This is a genomic window from Algibacter sp. R77976 (genome assembly GCF_044594645.1).
Taxonomy (GTDB): Bacteria; Bacteroidota; Bacteroidia; order Flavobacteriales; family Flavobacteriaceae; genus Algibacter_B.
Genome location: NZ_CP138989.1, coordinates 2,265,932 through 2,284,056 on the forward strand (window position 1 = coordinate 2,265,932; position 18,125 = coordinate 2,284,056).

Sequence of the window (18,125 nt, forward strand, 5' to 3'; positions counted from 1 at the left end):
AATCGTAGTTATTGTTGTTTTGGGGTTGATTGTTATTTATCTAATTTAACTAAATATATTTCTAAACTAATTTAACTAATGAAAAAAACAGAACAATTTAAAAGGATACTTTTTTTGTTATTAAGTTTTTGTTTTGTGTTAACCATGAGCGCACAAGAAAAAACCATATCAGGAACAGTAACATCCAAAGCGGATGGATTAACATTACCAGGAGTAAATGTTATAGTTAAAGGTACTACAAATGGAGTATCGACAGATTTCGATGGGAACTATAGTATTAATGTTGCCCAAAATAATACAGTTTTAGTATTTAGCTATGTAGGGTACAAGACTTTAGAAGCTTCAGTAGGAAATTCAAATCAACTCAATGTTCAGTTAGATGAAGATTTAGCGGCTTTGGACGAAGTTGTAGTTGTTGGTTATGGTGCGCGTAAGAAAAGTGATATCACAGGTTCTGTATCATCAATTAAATCTGATGAAGTTACAGCTTTTCCTGTTTTAGATGCACAACAAGCCTTACAAGGACGTGCGGCTGGTGTTGCGGTTCAGTCTAATAATGGTGGAGAACCAGGAACTCCAATTAATGTAACTATTAGGGGTAATACATCAATAAACGCTAGTAGCGCAGCTCTCGTGGTTGTTGATGGTTTTGTAGGAGCAACTTACCCACAACCTGGGGATATTGAATCTGTTGAGGTATTAAAAGATGCTTCTGCTACCGCTATTTATGGATCCCGAGGCGCTAACGGTGTAATTCTTATTACAACTAAAAAAGGTCGAAAAGGTAAAATGACTATTGAGCTAAATAGTAATTACGCTGTGCAAAGTACATCTAACAGACTAGATTTGCTAGATGCTGGCCAATTTGCCGATTACACTAGAGCAATTAATCCTTCATATACACAAGGCTCTGCTAATACAGATTGGCAAGATTTAATTTACACAACAGGATATACCACAAACCATCAATTATCATTTTCAGGTGGATCAGACAATGTTAACTTTTATGTTTCAGGAAACTATTTTGATCAAGATGGTGTTGTAATCAATTCTGGTTTCGAGCGTTTTTCATTTTTAAGTAATATAGATGCACAAATCAATGATAAACTAAAACTAGGATTTAACGCCTTTGGAAGCAGAAGTACTAAAAATGGTGTTTCTACGCAAGCCAATAGTGGAGGGCGTGGAAGTGGAGACGTTATCTCTATTGCATACAGATTTGCACCAGACTTGGGTGTTTTAGACGACAACGGAAACAACACATTCAATTCTGTTGGAGATGATATTGATAATCCTTTTGCAGTAGCTTCAGAACGCGTAGATGAAACTTTCCAAGATAATTATAGAGCTAATTTTTATGGTGAATATGAAATAATTGACGGGTTAACTTTTAAATCTACCTTCGGTTTTAGTTCTAGAAACCAAACACGTGGACAGTTTACACCTTCAACCTTAATAACTTCTGCAGGAGACCAAGGTGGTATTGCAGGAATAGCCAATTTAAAGAATACAAATTTATTAAGTGAAAATTATTTTACTTATACAAGAGAGATCGGTAAAGGCAATTTAACGTTGTTAGCTGGTTATTCTTACCAAAAAGATAAAACGCTTACAAATTCTGCTGGAGCAGAAGGTTTTGTAACAAATAGTGTGTCTTATAATGCTTTAGATACAGCATCAACACCATTGATTCCTGATTCTTTTATTAGTGAGTTTGAAATTCAATCTCAGTATGGTCGTATTAATTATGATTATGATGATAAATATTTAATCACTTTTACGGCGCGTCGTGATGGTGCTTCAAATTTTGCAAAGAACAATAAATATGCCTTTTTTCCTTCTGGTGCTTTAGGATGGAAAGTCTCTAATGAAGACTTTCTAAAAGACAATGAAACTATATCAAACCTGAAATTAAGAGCAAGTTATGGTGTTACTGGTAATCCATCAATTGCACCATTCCAATCACTTGCTACTCTGCAATCTATTTATGCTGTTACAGGAGATCAAACGGTAAATGCAGTAGTTTCAGGAAGACCAGCAAATCCAAACTTAAAATGGGAGTCTTCATATCAAACAAATTTTGGTGTAGATTTAGGATTGTGGCAAAACAGAGCATCTTTAAGTGTTGATATCTATAACATAGATACTAAAGATTTAATAGTGGGTAATAGTAACACACCAGAGTATACAGGTTTCTTAAATCCTAATTTCTTAGATAATATTGGCGAGATAAATAATAGAGGTGTGGAAATAACACTTTCAACACGAAATATTAGAACGGATGATTTTTCTTGGTCAACAGATTTTAATTGGTCTAGAAATAGAAACACAGTTGAGAAACTTTTCGGTAGCGATGTAGACTTCTTTTTACCTTCTGCAGCACCAGGACATTTTTTACAAGATGAAACACATATTTTAAGAGAAGGAGAAGCACTTGGGCAGTTTTTTGGTTACGAATATAGAGGTGTTTATCAAGGAGGAGAGCTGCCTGAAGGAACAGCTACATTTAGTGGTGCCGTTGCTGGAGATGAATTGTTTACAGATGTAGATGATAGTGGAGAAATTAGTTCGAGCGATAGAAAAATAATAGGAGACCCTAACCAAGACTGGACCTTTGGATTTAATAATACCTTTAAATATAAAAATTTCGATTTAGGGATTTTCTTTCAAGGTGCAGTAGGGGGTGATATTTATAGTTTTACTTTATCTGAATTAGCATCAGGTGGTTCTAATGCAACTACTGAAGCTGTAAATGCATGGTCATCAACTAATACTGATACTAATGTGCCTTCTCCAGCTACTAGAGAGAAGCGAATGAATTCTAGATTTGTTTTCGATGGAACTTATGTGCGTTTAAAAAACTTAGTATTAGGCTATAATTTACCACAAGATATTACAGAGAAATTAGGTATGGATAATGTTAGGTTTTCGTTAAGTGGACAAAATTTACTAACATTTACTGATTATCCAGGAACAGACCCAGAGGTAAGTTACAGAGCTTCAGGTTCTCAAAACGCCAATGTAAATCAAGGCTTTGATTATGGTAACTACCCTAACATAGAGTCTTTAACCTTTAGTGTAAACCTTAAGTTTTAAAATAAAAAATAAAAACAATGAAAAATATAAAATATTTGTTCCTTTTATTGGTATTGCCAATCATAGGATGTTCCGATTTAGAAGAAGAACCAGTGTCGGTATTATCGCCTGATGGATTTTTTCAATCCATTCAAGATGTTCAAACAGCTATAAATGGTAGCTACGGTAATATGGCAACAGAAGCATTTTGGGGAAGAAAATTTTCTTTACCGCTATTGTTAAGAAGTGATATGGTAGGTATAGGAGACCAAGGAACTGCAGGAAGACGTAAAGATCATGATAATTTTGCTGTGGCAGATGACAATGGCATGATTACGGCGTTTTGGCCAAGAACTTACCAAATTATTGCTGGAGCTAATGAGGCTATTGCTGGCGGAAACGCTCTAGGTTTAGCTGATGAGACTTTAAATCCAGTAGTTGCTCAAGCTTATTTTGTAAGAGCATATACGTATTTTCATCTGGTAAGACTTTTTGGAGATATCCCTTACCTAGATGCACCAGTACAGGAAATTGCTGCAGCCTCTCAGATATCGAAAACACCTGCAGCTGAGGTTTATGCTAATATTATTTCAGATTTAGAGTTTGCTAAACAATGGTTGCCAGATACACAATCTTCATCGGCTTTACCATCTAAAGCGACTGCAGCTGGTTATTTAGCTTTGGTACATTTAACGATGAATAGTTTTCCAGAGGCTTATAATGAAGCAAAATTTGTAATTGATAATGAAGGAAGATTTGGTTTAGAACTTGCAAACGATTTTCAAGATTTATTTGATGCCACAAAACAAAGTGGTTTAAAAGAAGCATTATTTACATTAGATTTTAATGGTTTTAGAGATGGTAATTATGGACAAGATTATATGCCCGCACTTACTGGTATTAGAGCAAATCAATCTGGAGATATTGGTGGTGGATGGTCTGTAGCTGTGCCAAGTATAGAAGTATATAACAGATGGGATAGTAGGGATTATAGAAAAGCAGTAAGCCTAGATACAACAGGTGTTTTTAGTGGAGTGGAGGATAATTTTATGAATTTTCCAACCTATGATGCCAGAAACATCCAGAGTGCCTATATAGCTAAATATGCTAGATTCACTGGGCAAACTTCAAATGGAAACGGTAGAGGTTCTGAACATAACTATGCACAATTACGTTATGCAGAGGTGTTATTGATAGCAGCAGAAGCATTAAATGAAGTAACCCCTGGTACTACAGAAGCGGATGGCTATGTGAATAAAGTGCGTGCTCGTGCAAGAAATAGAGCAGGCGTTGTGACAGCATTTCCAGAAGATGTAGCAGGTTTATCTCAGGATGATTTTAGGGATATGGTACTAGAAGAACGTAGATGGGAACTAGCTTTTGAGTTTAAACGCTGGTACGACATTAAGAGACGTGATTTAGGAGCCACAGCATTTGGTGTTGGTGGTTTTGAGGAACGACCAAATTTTACGGCCTCAAGAGATTATTTATACCCGCTTCCTAATGACGAATTACAAAGAAACCCTAACCTAGAACCACAAAATTCTGGTTACTAAATAATATTAAGTTTAATGTTTAGAGTTAGTTTTATATTTATTATCCTTGGATTTGTATGTTTATCGTGCAAATCTGAGGATAAAAATAAAGTAGTAGTTACAGAAAAAAATAAAAATATTGATGTCTTATTACAGGATAGATATAATATGCTTTTAATCTATAAATTAGATTCTACAGCATTCCCTAGAAGTTATTCTCATGAAAAACAAAAAATAAACAAAGTCCCTTCAAAAGATTGGTGTAGTGGTTTTTTTGCTGGTAATCTATGGCAAATTTATGAGTTAACCGGTAATGAGGATTACAGAAAAAAAGCTAAAGAATGGACTGCTTTTGTTGAAAAAGAAAAGTTTAATAACAGAACTCATGATATGGGTTTTAAAGTGTTTTGCAGTTTTGGAAACGGACTAAAACATGAAGACAATCAAGTTTATAAAGATATTATAGTAGAGAGTGCCAAAACATTAAGTACACGTTTTAACAATAACATTGGTAGCATACGTTCTTGGGATTTTAATAGAGACGTATGGCAATTCCCAGTTATTATTGATAATATGATGAATTTGGAGTTGCTTTTTGAAGCGACAAAAATTTCAGGAGATAGTACGTTTCATAAAATAGCAGTAAAGCACGCTAATACGACTTTGAAAAATCATTTTAGACCAGATGATAGTTGTTATCACGTTGTTGATTATGATACGATTACAAATCAACCAAGAATGAAAGTAACGCATCAAGGATTTAATAATGAGTCTTCCTGGGCTAGAGGACAAGGTTGGGCAATTTATGGTTACACACTAGCTTACCGGTACACAAAAGATGTTAAATATTTAAATCGTGCTGTAGCTACTGCTAATTTCTTTCTCAATCACAAGAACTTACCAAAAGATGGCATTCCTTATTGGGATTTTGAAGACCCATCTATTCCTAATGCACCTAGAGATGTATCAGCAGGAACAGTTGTATCTTCAGCCTTAGTAGAATTGTATCAATACACTAAAAACGATACTTTTCTTAACTACAGTAAAAAAGTGCTAAATACATTAAAATCTCCAGAGTACCTTTTAGAAGCGCATATAGAAGCACCGTTTATATTAAACCATAGCACAGGAAATTGGCCTAAAAAAGATGAAGTAGACGAGCCAATTGTTTATGGTGACTATTATTTTTTAGAAACCCTTTTAAGATTGAAAAAAGGAGGGAATGTTTAGTAATATAAAGAAACCTGAAACTCATTTTCAAGATCTAAGCTTTTTTCTTTTAGTCATTTCTTAAGTGATTAAGTAGGTTTGTTAAACAAACCAAATAGCTTAATACAAGCCAATTATAGTATTTATAACGTCATTTTTTTCTCCTAATTTGCATTAGTATTAAATATTTATATTACATTTGTGTAACAGAACAGAACAGAACGGTTGTGAATATAAATTTCAGCATTAATATTAATAGTGAAGTGCCAAAGTATCAGCAATTGGTAAATGCTATAAATAATGGGCTTGCCAATAACAATTTGTCTAGTGGCGATGCACTACCTTCTGTTAATTACATGTGTAAAACATATCAGCTTTCTAGAGATACCGTATTTAAATCATATTCCATTCTAAAAGATCAAGGTGTTATAGAATCTGTTCCCAACAAGGGCTATTATGTTGCAAACCAAACCCGAAAAGTACTTTTGGTTTTAGATACTTTTAAAGCTTATAAAGAAGTTGTTTACCATTCATTTGTAAATAATTTACCAGATAATATTATTACAGATGTACAATTTCATCATTACAATATCGATAATTTTAAAACTATTTTAAACAATAGTAAAGGCAAATATTATAAGTATATCGTTATGCCGTTCGATAATGATGAAGTCCCTTCAGTATTATCAGATATTGATAATGATAAATTATTGCTTATAGATTGGAGTATAAATTCTACTGCCAATAATAACTTTGTATTTCAAGATTTTGGTGAAGCTTTTTTTACGGCTTTAAAAGATGCCCATGCGTTATTTAAAAAATATAAAAAGGTAGTATTTATCTATCCAGATTTCACATATCACCCAATAGAAGCGGTAACATACTTTGAGAAATATTGTGAATTATTTCAATTTAAATATCAAGTAATTACAAACCCAAAATTATTTCAATTAGAAAAAGATGTAGCATATATTTCTACAAGCGATAGAATATTAAGTGATTTTCTAGAGCAATGTAGAGCTAAAAATTTTGAACCTGGAGTCGATGCAGGTTTTTTATCGTATAACGAAACACCAACAAAAAAATTTATTTATAAAGGGATTTCAGTAATCTCAACAGATTTTAAAGCATTAGGAACAAAAGCTGCCGAGTTTGTAACTCAAGACAAGCCTATACAGCATTATGTGCCTACAAAATTAATAATTAGAGAATCATTATAAGTATGTATTATTTAGGATTAGATATAGGAAGTTCGTCCATTAAAGCAGCATTAGTAGAAATCGCTACTGGTAAAAGCTTAGGAGTGGTACAAGAACCCAAAGAAGAAATGACCATGTTTGCCGTAAAAAATGGGTGGGCAGAACAAAAACCAAACGATTGGTGGCAACATATATGTAAGGCGATTACGCAATTAAAAAAACAATACAACGTTAGCAGAACCCAAATTAAAGGTATAGGTATTTCTTACCAAATGCACGGCCTAGTTGTTGTAGATAAAGAAGGAAACCCGCTTCGAAAGAGTATTATTTGGTGTGATAGTCGCGCTGTAGAAATTGGTAATGAAGCATTCAATACCGTTGGAAACGATACCTGTTCAAAACTACTGTTAAACTCACCAGCAAATTTTACAGCTTCAAAACTAAAATGGGTAAAAGATAATGAACCAGATATCTACAATAAGATTCATAAGTTCATGCTTCCTGGCGATTATATAGCCTATAAATTTTCAAATACAATAAATACTACTATTTCAGGTTTATCAGAAGGCATTTTCTGGGATTTCGAAAATGATAGTGTAGCCGATTTTCTTTTAGAGCATTACGGTATCGATAAAGCACTAGTTCCAGATATTGTTGAAACCTTTGGAAATCAATCTGTAGTAGATAAAAAAGGAGAAGAAGAAAGCGGTCTCGCCGCAGGAACACCAATATTATATAGAGCAGGCGATCAACCAAACAACGCCTTGTCCTTAAACGTCTTTAACCCCGGCGAAGTCGCTGCAACAGGCGGAACTTCAGGAGTTGTATACGCTGTTACAGACAGTTTATCAGCCAAAGAAAGCGCACGAGTAAATAATTTTGCACATGTAAATTACCAAAAAGGAGCAGATCCAAGAATAGGGAAACTATTGTGTATAAATGGTGCGGGAATTCAGTACCGTTGGTTGTTAAATAATTTGGACGTAAGCTCTTATGAAGAGATGAACAATCTAGCGTCAGAAATCCCAATTGGCTCAGATGGCGTTTGTTTAATCCCATTTGGTAATGGTGCCGAACGTATGCTAAATAATAAGGAAATTGGCACACGTATAGTCAATATGAATTTAAATAACCATCATAAAGGGCACATGTGTAGAGCGGCCTTAGAAGGCATCGCATTTTCATTCGTTTACGGTATGGAAATCATGAAATCCGATGGTATAAAACCAAGCGTAATTCGCGCCGGAAACGATAATTTATTCCGTTCAGAAATTTTCGCAAACACCGTAGCAACCTTAATTGAACAAGAAATAGAAATTTATAACACCACAGGAGCAATAGGCGCTGCCAGAGCGGCAAACTTGCATAAGGGCGATTTTAAAGCCTTCGGAAAAGCAATCATGGATAACGATCATGTTATGACATTTATGCCTTTTAAAGACAAGAAACCCTATTTAGAAGCCTATAACAATTGGAAAAAAGAATTAGAACTCATACTTAATAAATAACATTTGGGCGTTACCACAAGGGTCGGGCTTTCGGCAGTCGCTCTCTGCGAGGAGCTTCAACAAATGCCTCAATCCCTAACGCACAATAGAACATAAAAACAACAAAAATTAAACGAATAAAAAACATTTTATTATGGCAAGTAAAGAATATTTTAAAGGCATTAACAAAATTAAATTTGAAGGAAAAGAATCTGATAATCCATTAGCGTTTAAGTATTACAATCCAGACCAAGCAGTAGCAGGGAAAACCATGAGCGAATGGTTTAAATTTTCAATTGCTTACTGGCATACATTCTGTGGACAAGGATCAGATCCATTTGGTCCAGGAACACAAAACTTTGCTTGGGATCAAGCTTCAGACCCAATTCAAGCAGCAAAAGATAAAGCAGATGCCGCTTTCGAATTCATTGGTAAAATGGGATTCGATTATTTCTGTTTTCACGATTTCGATTTAATTCAAGAAGGGGCAACTTTTGCAGAATCAGAACAACGATTAAACACAATTACAGATTATATAAAAGGTAAGCAAGCCGAAAGTGGTGTAAAATTATTATGGGGAACAGCAAACTGCTTTTCTAACCCACGTTATATGAATGGCGCTTCTACCAATCCAGATTTCGATGTGGTTGCTAGAGCAGGCGGGCAAATTAAATTAGCCTTAGATGCGACTATAAAATTAGGTGGAGAAAACTACGTATTCTGGGGAGGTCGTGAAGGTTACATGTCGTTGTTAAATACAGATATGGGTCGTGAGTTAGACCACATGGGGCAATTCCTTGGTATGGCAAGAGACTATGCAAGAGCACAAGGTTTTAAAGGTAATTTCTTTATCGAGCCTAAGCCTATGGAGCCATCAAAACACCAATACGATTTTGATACAGCAACAGCTATTGGTTTCTTAAAAGAATACGGATTAGATAAAGATTTTAAAATAAACATCGAGGTTAATCATGCTACATTAGCACAACACACCTTCCAACACGAAATTGAAACAGCTGCCAAAGCTGGTATGTTAGGAAGTTTAGATGCTAACAGAGGTGATTACCAAAATGGTTGGGATACGGACCAGTTCCCAAACAACATTCAAGAAACTACCGAAGCTATGCTAGTATTCTTAAAAGCAGGTGGTTTACAAGGTGGTGGTGTTAATTTTGATGCTAAAATTAGAAGAAACTCAACAGATCTTGACGATGTATTCCATGCACATATTGGTGGAGCAGATACATTTGCTCGTGCTTTATTAATTGCAGATAAAATCATATCTTCATCTCCTTATGAAAAATTAAGAACAGAAAGATATAGTTCTTTTGATTCAGGAAAAGGAAAAGATTTTGAAAACGGTAAGTTAAGTTTACAAGACTTATACAAAATAGCTCAAGAAAATGGTGAGCTTCAACTTAAAAGTGGTAAACAAGAACTATTTGAGAATATTATAAATCAATATATTTAAAAAACTATTCCCCCCTTCAGGTTTAAATCTGAAGGGGTTAAAAAAAAAACTAACTAAATAACTAACTAAAATATATTATGGCAACAACTAAAAATTCAGGATATTTATTAAAACTTACCCTAGTAGCCACCTTAGGAGGCTTATTATTTGGTTATGATACCGGTGTGATTTCAGGAACCGTAGGTTCCTTAGAAAGTTTCTTTGTAACACCCAAAGGATTATCAGAAGGTGCAGCAAGTGCTTTTAAAGGATTTTTAGTTGCAAGCGCTTTAATAGGTTGTATTATTGGTGGTGTTTTTGGAGGACTTGTAAGTAAGAAGTTGGGTAGGAAAAAGGGCTTGATTCTAGCAGCTATTTTGTTTTTAATTTCAGCCTTAGGTTCAGCAATGCCAGAAATGTTTTTAGCACCTATCGGGCAATTAGACCATACCTTTTCTACAGTATTTATATGTTATAGAATTATTGGTGGTATTGGTGTTGGGTTAGCTTCAATGTTATCTCCTTTATATATTGCTGAAATTGCACCTGCAGATAGTAGAGGTAAATTAGTATCATTTAATCAACTTGCTATTGTAGGTGGTTTTATGGTGGTTTATTTTGTAAATTATTTTATTTCTAGAGGTGGTGGTTCAGACGCATGGTTAAATGAAGTGGGTTGGAGATGGATGTTTGCTTCAGAAGTTATTCCAGCAGGTTTATTTTTGGGATTATTATTTTTTGTTCCAGATACACCACGTTCATTAATGTTAAAGAACAAACCAGAAGAAGCTTTAGATGTACTTATAAAAGTAAATGGAGAAGAAGAAGGCAAGAAAATTTTATCAGAAATTGAAGGTTCAGTTGTTCAAACTTCAGGAAAGTTGTTGTCTTACGGTTGGGGAATTATTATCATAGGTGTTGCACTTTCCGTATTCCAGCAATTTGTGGGAATAAATGTAGTATTGTATTATGCGCCCGAAATCTTTAAATCTATAGACCCAAATACAGATGGGGCTTTATTGCTAACTATTATAGTAGGAATTGTAAACTTCTTGTTTACTATAATAGCTGTTAAAACAGTTGATAAACGCGGTAGAAAACCATTAATGTTAATTGGTGCTTTAGGAATGGCGGTGGCGATGCTGGCATTAGGTTTCGTGTTTTTCTCTGGAGCAACAGGTTATTTGGCCTTAGCATGTATGATGCTTTATGTAGCTAGTTTCGCGTTAAGTTGGGGGCCTGTAGTATGGGTTTTACTTTCTGAAATATTTCCTAATAAAATTAGAGGAAAAGCTATGGCAGTAGCTGTGGCTGCACAATGGATTTCTAATTACTTGGTATCTTTAACCTTCCCAATGATGAATGATAATACAGCGCTAACAGAGCAATTTAATCACGGTTTTGCCTATTGGGTTTATGGGGTAATGTCATTATTAGCCATGTGGTTTGTATGGAAGTTTGTTCCTGAAACTAAAGGAAAAACTTTAGAAGAGATGGAAGAACTTTGGAAGAAATAAAAATAATTAATACTAAAACTTTGTAAAATGAAAATTGTAGCTATAGTTGTTGTTATTCTATTAGTTATTAATTCTTTACTTATGTATTTTAGTTGTAATAAGGATTCTTTTTAAGACGAATTATCTAATAAATAATTAGTTATTAAACAAAAACCCAAGATTTCACATCTTGGGTTTTTGTTTTTCATATAGTTTAGTGAGAATAAATAGAAATATAAGGCCTCAGAGTAATAATCTAGTTACCTCCATTAAGCGTAACATTTTAGTCTTAGAATCACTCTTACTTATGTTAATCATGCAAAATAAACATAGACGCCTATTACAATTACACAGATTAAAATACCGGTTTGGTTAGTGTATTTCCATGGTGTAATGTCTACCTGCTTTGTATATTCTTGTACAAAATCTACTTCTCGAGGTTTTAGTTTTCCTATAATTAGCATAATGATTACATTAAGTACAAACAAAATAGCCATAACATCTAAGAAATGAGGGTAAGCTTGTGCTTTTATAAGTGCCAATGCAGCTTCATCCTTTATACCTGTAGCTTCTGCATTTGCTAGTGCTTTATTTATATAATAAGGCTGAAGAATAAATTGACTAAGAATATATAATAAACATCCAGAAAATAAACCGATTTTAGCAGCAATTGCTGGAACTCGTTTTGTTAAATAGCCTACAACTATTATTGTTAAAATAGGAATACTATAAATACCATTAATTTCTTGCAGATAGGCAAATAAACTACCAGCATTTGCAATTAATGGGGCAATAAACATAGATGTAATGGCTAATACAACGCCAAATAGTTTGCCATATTTTACTACCGTTTTTTCATCAGCGTCTTGATTAATATGTTGTTTGTAAATATCAATACCAAACAAGGTTACAGAGCTATTTAATACACTATTAAACGAACTTAAAATTGCTCCAAATATTACTGCAGCAAAAAAACCAAGCCAAGCCGTAGGCAAAACTTTTTTAACTAGCATTGGGTAAGCGGTGTCAGAACTTTCTAAATTCCCATTAAAAACATGGTAGGCAATTAAACCTGGTAAAACCACAATAATTGGTCCTAGTATTTTTATAAATGAGGCCAATAACAAACCTTTTTGGCCTTCTTTTAAATCTTTAGCTCCAAGTGCTCTTTGAATAATTTGTTGGTTGGTTCCCCAATAAAATAACTGGACTAACATCATACCTGTAAAAATGGTATAGAAAGGGACTGGGTCTGTTGGTCCTCCCATAGACTTAAACTTGTCTGGATTTTCACTAGTCAATATTGAGAGTCCATCTAAAAGACTTCCATCTCCAATCAGCATTAAACCAAAAACGGGAATTAAAATGCCTCCAATTAATAAACCTACTGCATTAATAGAATCAGAAATAGCAACGGCTTTTAGCCCGCCAAAAACAGCATAAATAGATCCAATAATTCCAATTCCCCAAACACATATCCAAATGGATTGTGTTTGCGTAATGTCCAATAATTTTGGAACATCAAACATACCGCTAATGGCTAAAGATCCTGAATATAAAATTACTGGAAGTAAAACCACAACATAACCCGTTAGAAATAAGCCAGAGGTTAGGGTTTTTGTTGTAACGTCAAAACGTTTTGCTAAAAAACCAGGTATTGTGGTTAATCCGCCTTTTAAGTATCTAGGTAATAAAAACATGGCAGTAACCACCATGGCAATTGCAGCTAAAGTTTCCCAAACCATTACAGATAATCCGCTTTGGTATGCAGATCCATTTAGCCCAACAATTTGCTCTGTAGATAAGTTCGTAAGTAATAATGATCCTGCAATGACGCCAGCTGTTAAGCTACGACCTCCAAGGAAATAGCCATCAGATGAAGACTCTTCTGTTTTCCTTGTTTTTAAATAGGAAATGATAGCTACTAAAGCTGTAAATCCAATAAATGTTAAAAATTGCATAGTTTTTTGTTAGTTAGTTATAGTTTCAAGTATTAAATTCCATTCAACATTATAAGTTTCTTTAGGCGTTAGTGTTTGTAATCCAATATTGTTGTTAAAACTATCTACTGCACCTGTCATAGGTTCAATAGCAATAGTATTTGGCTTGTTTGGTGTAAAAAGCTGTAGAAAGTTTTCCTTTGATGTTGTAGTTATTTTTAAATTATATTTTGGTGTTAAAAATTCTATTTCATTAGATTTAAGCGGATAACCATTATCTAATGTTATATCTTTTAACTGAAAAGGCATTTCAAAATCAAGATTTGCAGTACCAGAAATTATTTGCTGTTCGTCAAACAGGTATTTTGTATCGCCCTTAAAAATTATTGAGCTCTTATATAAATCTTCGCTAATAAAGTAAGGATGCCAACCTAATGTAAATGGAAATGCTTGTTCATCTTCATTTTTTACCTCAACAGTTAAGCTTAGTCCTGTTTTACCTAATTTATATATTAATTGAATATTGAATTTAAAAGGAAACCCTTTATGCTTGCCATCTGCCTTGTATTCCAAGGTTATTGAAGCGTAATCTGATGTTTGTTTTTTATCAATGCAAACAAATGTTTTGTAATAAACAAATCCGTGTAATGCATTATTTTTATCAACTTCATTACAGTCAAATTTAAACTTGGTATTATTAAAAGTATATTCACCATCTTTTATTCTGTTAGCAAACGGAAATAATATAGATGATGCATAATTATTTTTATAAGTTTCTGGCTCGTAATCTGCCAGTATAGGAATATTTTCAAATATAAAATCACTCAATCGTCCGCCTTGATTTAAGCATATTTGTGCTATCGATTTACGATTAGAACTTGTAAGTTCTATGTAGTGTAATCCTTGTGTTTCTATTTCTTTTATTGTAAACAATGTTATAAGGGTTTTATATTGATAAGCGTATTATCAATTTTATTGGGAATTAAATTAATCTCTAATAGCTAATATAGAATTATCTTAGATTTTTCTATAATTTATATTCTAAAATATTACCATTCAGCTATACTACCATCATTATTTCGCCAAACAGGGTTACTCCATTTATGTCCTATTTTTTGTGCATCTCTCAATTTATCTTCATCAATTCGAATCCCTAAACCTGGTTCTTTTAAAAGTGAAATATAGCCGTCCTCTATGTCGAAAATCTCAGGGTTTTCCATGTAATCGAGTAATTCATAACCTTCATTATAATGGATTCCCAGACTACTTTCTTGTATAAATGCATTGATAGACGTAAAATCAATATGTAATGCTGATGCCAAAGAAATTGGTCCTAAAGGACAATGTGGAGCTAATGCCACATCATAAGCTTCCGCCATGGCAGCAATTCTTTTCACCTCAGATATTCCTCCTGCATGACTAAGATCGGGTTGTATAATATCAACCAACCCTTTTTGAAGTACCTCTTTAAAATCCCATCTAGAATACATACGTTCACCCATGGCAATAGGTATAGAGGTATGGGAATAGATATGTTTTAAAGCATCACTATTTTCACTTAAAACGGGCTCCTCAATAAACATAGGAGAAAAAGGCGCTAATTCATCAATTAGAGGTTTTACCATGCCTTTATGTATTCTGCCATGAAAGTCAAGGGCAATGTCAAGATCGTCTCCAAATTCTTTACGTAATAGTTCAATATTTTTAATAACGCTTTTTATTTTTTTTGCTGAATCAATCCATTCAAAGGCTCCAGTTGCATTCATCTTAACAGCCTTATAGCCAAGGTCTACTTTTTCTTGGGCTTGTTTCAAAACAACATCTGGGTCATCGCCACCAATCCAGCAATACATTTTCATTTTTTGACGTACAGCTCCTCCCAATAACTCATAAACAGGAACGCCAAGTGTTTTTCCTTTAATATCCCAAAGTGCTTGATCTATTCCTGCCAAAGCACTCATTAATATTGGACCGCCTCTATAGAATCCTCCTCTGTAAAGGGTTTGCCATATATCTTCAATAGTATTTGGTGAACGTCCGATAACATATTGAGAAAGTTCATGAACACATGCCTCAACTGTATCGGCTTTACCTTCTACAACAGGTTCTCCCCAACCAACAATACCGTTTTTAGTAGTCATCTTTAGGAAAAACCACCGTGGCGGAACTTTAAAGAGTTCTATTTTTTCAATTATGTCCATAATTTAGTTTGTTAATTTTTTGAATTGTTGTGCTTTTATGATAATATCGTTTAATTCTTCGGTGGTGTTTATCTCCGATTGCACTAATGAACTACCTAAGCCTAATCCATCTATACCGGCATCAAGCCATGCTTCTGTATTGTCAAGATCTATCCCGCCAACAGCAAAAAACTTGATACCTGAAAAAGGTGCTTTAAGTGATTTGTAATAAGAAATCCCCATTTGGCCAGCTGGGAATAGTTTTATAATATCTGCTCCATAGGAAATTGCATTAGCTGTCTCTGTTGGAGTAAATGCACCCATAACAACCGGAATACTGGCCTTTATAGTTTCATTAACTATAGCTCTGTTTGTATTAGGTGTAACTAAAAATTGAGCGCCAGCCTTAATCGCTATTTGTGCAAGCTCCGGCGTTGTAACTGTACCAGCACCAATTAGAATGTCTGGGTGTTTTTTTCGTGCTGCTGTAATTTGAATATCAAAATTTGGAGTGTTGGATGTAATCTCTAATACCTTGATTCCGCCTTTAACTAAATTATCAATTACCTTGGGAGCTAGATCTCCATTCTTTAAACGAACAATTGAAATTATTTTTTCTTCTAATAAAATATTTAATATTTTTTCTTTTCTCATCGTATTACGTGTCCTGATATATTTCCATTCATTATTGATAAAATTTCTTCTTCCGTTGATGTGTGTAAATCTCCTTTTATAGTATGCTTTAGGGCAAATGCAGATGTTGCAAAAGCAATAGCTTTATTAAGTTTCCACTCTTTATTTATTGCATGAAGATATGCCGCCGCAAAAGCATCACCCGTTCCAAAACGATCTTGTATTTGAATGGTAAAGGGTTTCGAAATTGTAATTTTTTCATTACAATAAGCTATACCTTGAAGCTTGTTTTCTGAAGCTGAACAATGTTCTCTAACAGTAAAAGCTAATTGATTTACACCAAATAACGCACTTGCTTTTATCATGGCGCTTTTTGTTTGCTCTATAGGATCTTTTTCAGTAAATGATAGATTATAAACATCATTAAGGACACCTAAATTTGCAAAAATCAAATCGGTATGTTCAATGATTCGATTAAAAATGGTTCTCGCTGTTTTTCCATCAGGCCATAAGGTTCTTCTAAAATTCAAATCAAAACTAACTTTTACGCCCATCTCGTTAGCTGTTTTTGCGGCTAGTATGGTTTCTTCCGCACATTGTTTGGACAAAGCTGGAGTAATCCCGGAAAGATGTAACCATTCTTTGTTTTTTAAAATGGTTTTCCAATCAAACTCGCCAGCGGTAATTTCACTAATCGATGACTTTTGTCTATCATACACTACGCGCGAAGGTCTTATTGAAGTACCAAGTTCAATAAAGTAAGTACCCATACGGTTACCGCCAAGCAACGTTTTGTTTGTATTTACTTTAAATTTATTTAGACCTAATAGAGCTGCATTTCCTAGAGGGTTGTTAGGTACTTTGCTTATAAAATCTACAGGGTTTCCTAAACATGCAAGTGAAGTCGATACATTAGATTCTGATCCTGCATAACCAACAGAAAATTCATCAGCAATTAATAATTTATCACCAATATGGGACGGGGTAAGTCTTAACATGATCTCACCAAAAGTTACAAAACTTTTCATTTTTCTAAGGATTTAAGATAATTTTCAGAAGTGACTTTTAAATGTTCTCTCATAAATTTTTCCGCATTTAATGCATTTCCATCAATAATGGCATTAGCAATCATTTGATGATAATTGAGCATTTTTTCTTTTTCTTGAACCATATTTTCTTTTGTAATCTTAGTTTTTGCAAAAACATCAAATTTAAATTGAGGCATCAAGTTATAAATGGGATTCATTAATAATTTTAATACGGGATTATCTATACAATCAAGCAAAATTCTATGAAATTGATTGTCCAATTCGGCTTCCTTGGTTTTATCCTCAATTGGACATTTATGTGACTTTTCTAAATTATCTTGTAACAAAACAATATGTTCATCTTTTCGAACACTTGCAGATTTAAAGGCAATCATTGGTTCTATCATTGCTCGTGTTTCAATGGCATGAAGCATCAAATCTTGATCTGAAGAGAGTCCAAAAAATAGATTCAATGATTCAGCAGCATTTTTAATACTCATCTCTGAAACATAAACACCGCTACCTTTTCTAATTTCTACAATGCCCTTAGCATTTAATCCTGTAATGGCTTCTCGAATAACTGTTCTACTTACATTGAAAATAGAACAGAGTTCGTGCTCTGTTGGTAATTTTTCTGAAGGTTGATATTTACCTTGTCTAATGGCTTTTGTTAATTCAGCGCCTACATATACACTAAGTGACTCACGCTTTGCAATAGGTGTGAACATAATTAATTAGAAATTTGTAATACATCATACAAATATAATTAAGTTGAATAAATAAATAAAGCAATATTTTATTAAAATAGTCTTAATAATGTTTAAGAATATTATCAATATAAATATGATTGAGAATAAATTTAAGACATAAAAAAGTATTTGTTAATATTTAAA

Annotated in this window: 13 protein-coding genes; 7 read left to right on the top strand and 6 right to left on the bottom strand. The window is 33.7% G+C overall.

Annotation, left to right across the window (positions count from 1 at the left end; genetic code table 11):
- Positions 1-144 precede the first annotated feature (144 nt).
- The 7 genes from SJY43_RS09950 to xylE all read left to right on the top strand — a co-directional run bounded on the left by SJY43_RS09950 (position 145) and on the right by xylE (position 11,472).
- Complete coding sequence (locus SJY43_RS09950) at positions 145-3,096, top strand: SusC/RagA family TonB-linked outer membrane protein (RefSeq protein ID WP_396600585.1); 2,952 nt, start codon at positions 145-147, stop codon at positions 3,094-3,096.
- Positions 3,097-3,113: 17 nt separating this feature from the next.
- Positions 3,114-4,631: a RagB/SusD family nutrient uptake outer membrane protein gene (locus SJY43_RS09955; protein ID WP_396600586.1), complete on the top strand. Its 1,518-nt coding sequence runs from the start codon at positions 3,114-3,116 to the stop codon at positions 4,629-4,631.
- Positions 4,632-4,646: 15 nt separating this feature from the next.
- Positions 4,647-5,840: a glycoside hydrolase family 88 protein gene (locus SJY43_RS09960; protein WP_396600587.1), complete on the top strand. Its 1,194-nt coding sequence runs from the start codon at positions 4,647-4,649 to the stop codon at positions 5,838-5,840.
- Positions 5,841-6,046: 206 nt separating this feature from the next.
- Positions 6,047-7,039 carry a GntR family transcriptional regulator gene (locus tag SJY43_RS09965; protein ID WP_396600588.1) on the top strand — a complete coding sequence of 331 codons (993 nt, stop codon included), beginning with the start codon at positions 6,047-6,049 and terminating at the stop codon, positions 7,037-7,039.
- A 2-nt stretch (positions 7,040-7,041) separates the two neighbouring features.
- Positions 7,042-8,526, top strand: coding sequence for a xylulokinase (locus SJY43_RS09970; protein ID WP_396600589.1), 1,485 nt, complete (start codon positions 7,042-7,044; stop codon positions 8,524-8,526).
- Positions 8,527-8,659: 133 nt separating this feature from the next.
- Complete coding sequence (gene xylA, locus SJY43_RS09975) at positions 8,660-9,976, top strand: xylose isomerase (protein WP_396600590.1); 1,317 nt, start codon at positions 8,660-8,662, stop codon at positions 9,974-9,976.
- A 77-nt stretch (positions 9,977-10,053) separates the two neighbouring features.
- Positions 10,054-11,472, top strand: a complete 1,419-nt coding sequence (gene xylE / locus SJY43_RS09980) for a D-xylose transporter XylE (RefSeq protein ID WP_396600591.1) — start codon at positions 10,054-10,056, stop codon at positions 11,470-11,472.
- Positions 11,473-11,765: 293 nt separating this feature from the next.
- Here xylE and SJY43_RS09985 read toward each other — a convergent pair whose 3' ends face one another.
- The 6 genes from SJY43_RS09985 to SJY43_RS10010 form a co-directional block, all read right to left on the bottom strand.
- Positions 11,766-13,412, bottom strand: coding sequence for a solute:sodium symporter family transporter (locus SJY43_RS09985; RefSeq protein WP_396600592.1), 1,647 nt, complete (start codon positions 13,410-13,412; stop codon positions 11,766-11,768).
- Between the two features lie 9 nt (positions 13,413-13,421).
- Positions 13,422-14,324, bottom strand: coding sequence for an aldose 1-epimerase (locus SJY43_RS09990; RefSeq protein ID WP_396600593.1), 903 nt, complete (start codon positions 14,322-14,324; stop codon positions 13,422-13,424).
- Between the two features lie 116 nt (positions 14,325-14,440).
- Complete coding sequence (dgoD, locus tag SJY43_RS09995) at positions 14,441-15,592, bottom strand: galactonate dehydratase (RefSeq protein WP_396600594.1); 1,152 nt, start codon at positions 15,590-15,592, stop codon at positions 14,441-14,443.
- Positions 15,593-15,595: 3 nt separating this feature from the next.
- Positions 15,596-16,225 (bottom strand): bifunctional 4-hydroxy-2-oxoglutarate aldolase/2-dehydro-3-deoxy-phosphogluconate aldolase, encoded by a 630-nt coding sequence (locus SJY43_RS10000; RefSeq protein WP_396600595.1) that lies wholly within the window; start codon positions 16,223-16,225, stop codon positions 15,596-15,598.
- Entirely contained in the window at positions 16,222-17,232 is a 1,011-nt protein-coding gene (locus SJY43_RS10005) for a PfkB family carbohydrate kinase (RefSeq protein WP_396600596.1), read from the bottom strand. The genes SJY43_RS10000 and SJY43_RS10005 overlap by 4 nt, the downstream gene beginning before the upstream one ends.
- Entirely contained in the window at positions 17,229-17,960 is a 732-nt protein-coding gene (locus tag SJY43_RS10010) for a FadR/GntR family transcriptional regulator (RefSeq protein ID WP_396600597.1), read from the bottom strand. Before SJY43_RS10010 ends, SJY43_RS10005 begins: the two co-directional genes overlap by 4 nt.
- Positions 17,961-18,125 lie beyond the last annotated feature (165 nt).

Bases quoted from the DNA above. Each gene is read 5' to 3' on its own strand.
- SJY43_RS09950 (WP_396600585.1), top strand. From the start codon at position 145: ATGAGCGCACAAGAAAAAACCATATCAGGAACAGTAACATCCAAAGCG.
- SJY43_RS09955 (WP_396600586.1), top strand. From the start codon at position 3,114: ATGAAAAATATAAAATATTTGTTCCTTTTATTGGTATTGCCAATCATA.
- SJY43_RS09960 (WP_396600587.1), top strand. From the start codon at position 4,647: ATGTTTAGAGTTAGTTTTATATTTATTATCCTTGGATTTGTATGTTTA.
- SJY43_RS09970 (WP_396600589.1), top strand. From the start codon at position 7,042: ATGTATTATTTAGGATTAGATATAGGAAGTTCGTCCATTAAAGCAGCA.
- xylA (WP_396600590.1), top strand. From the start codon at position 8,660: ATGGCAAGTAAAGAATATTTTAAAGGCATTAACAAAATTAAATTTGAA.
- xylE (WP_396600591.1), top strand. From the start codon at position 10,054: ATGGCAACAACTAAAAATTCAGGATATTTATTAAAACTTACCCTAGTA.
- SJY43_RS09985 (WP_396600592.1), bottom strand. From the start codon at position 13,412: ATGCAATTTTTAACATTTATTGGATTTACAGCTTTAGTAGCTATCATT.
- dgoD (WP_396600594.1), bottom strand. From the start codon at position 15,592: ATGGACATAATTGAAAAAATAGAACTCTTTAAAGTTCCGCCACGGTGG.
- SJY43_RS10000 (WP_396600595.1), bottom strand. From the start codon at position 16,225: ATGAGAAAAGAAAAAATATTAAATATTTTATTAGAAGAAAAAATAATT.
- SJY43_RS10005 (WP_396600596.1), bottom strand. From the start codon at position 17,232: ATGAAAAGTTTTGTAACTTTTGGTGAGATCATGTTAAGACTTACCCCG.
- SJY43_RS10010 (WP_396600597.1), bottom strand. From the start codon at position 17,960: ATGTTCACACCTATTGCAAAGCGTGAGTCACTTAGTGTATATGTAGGC.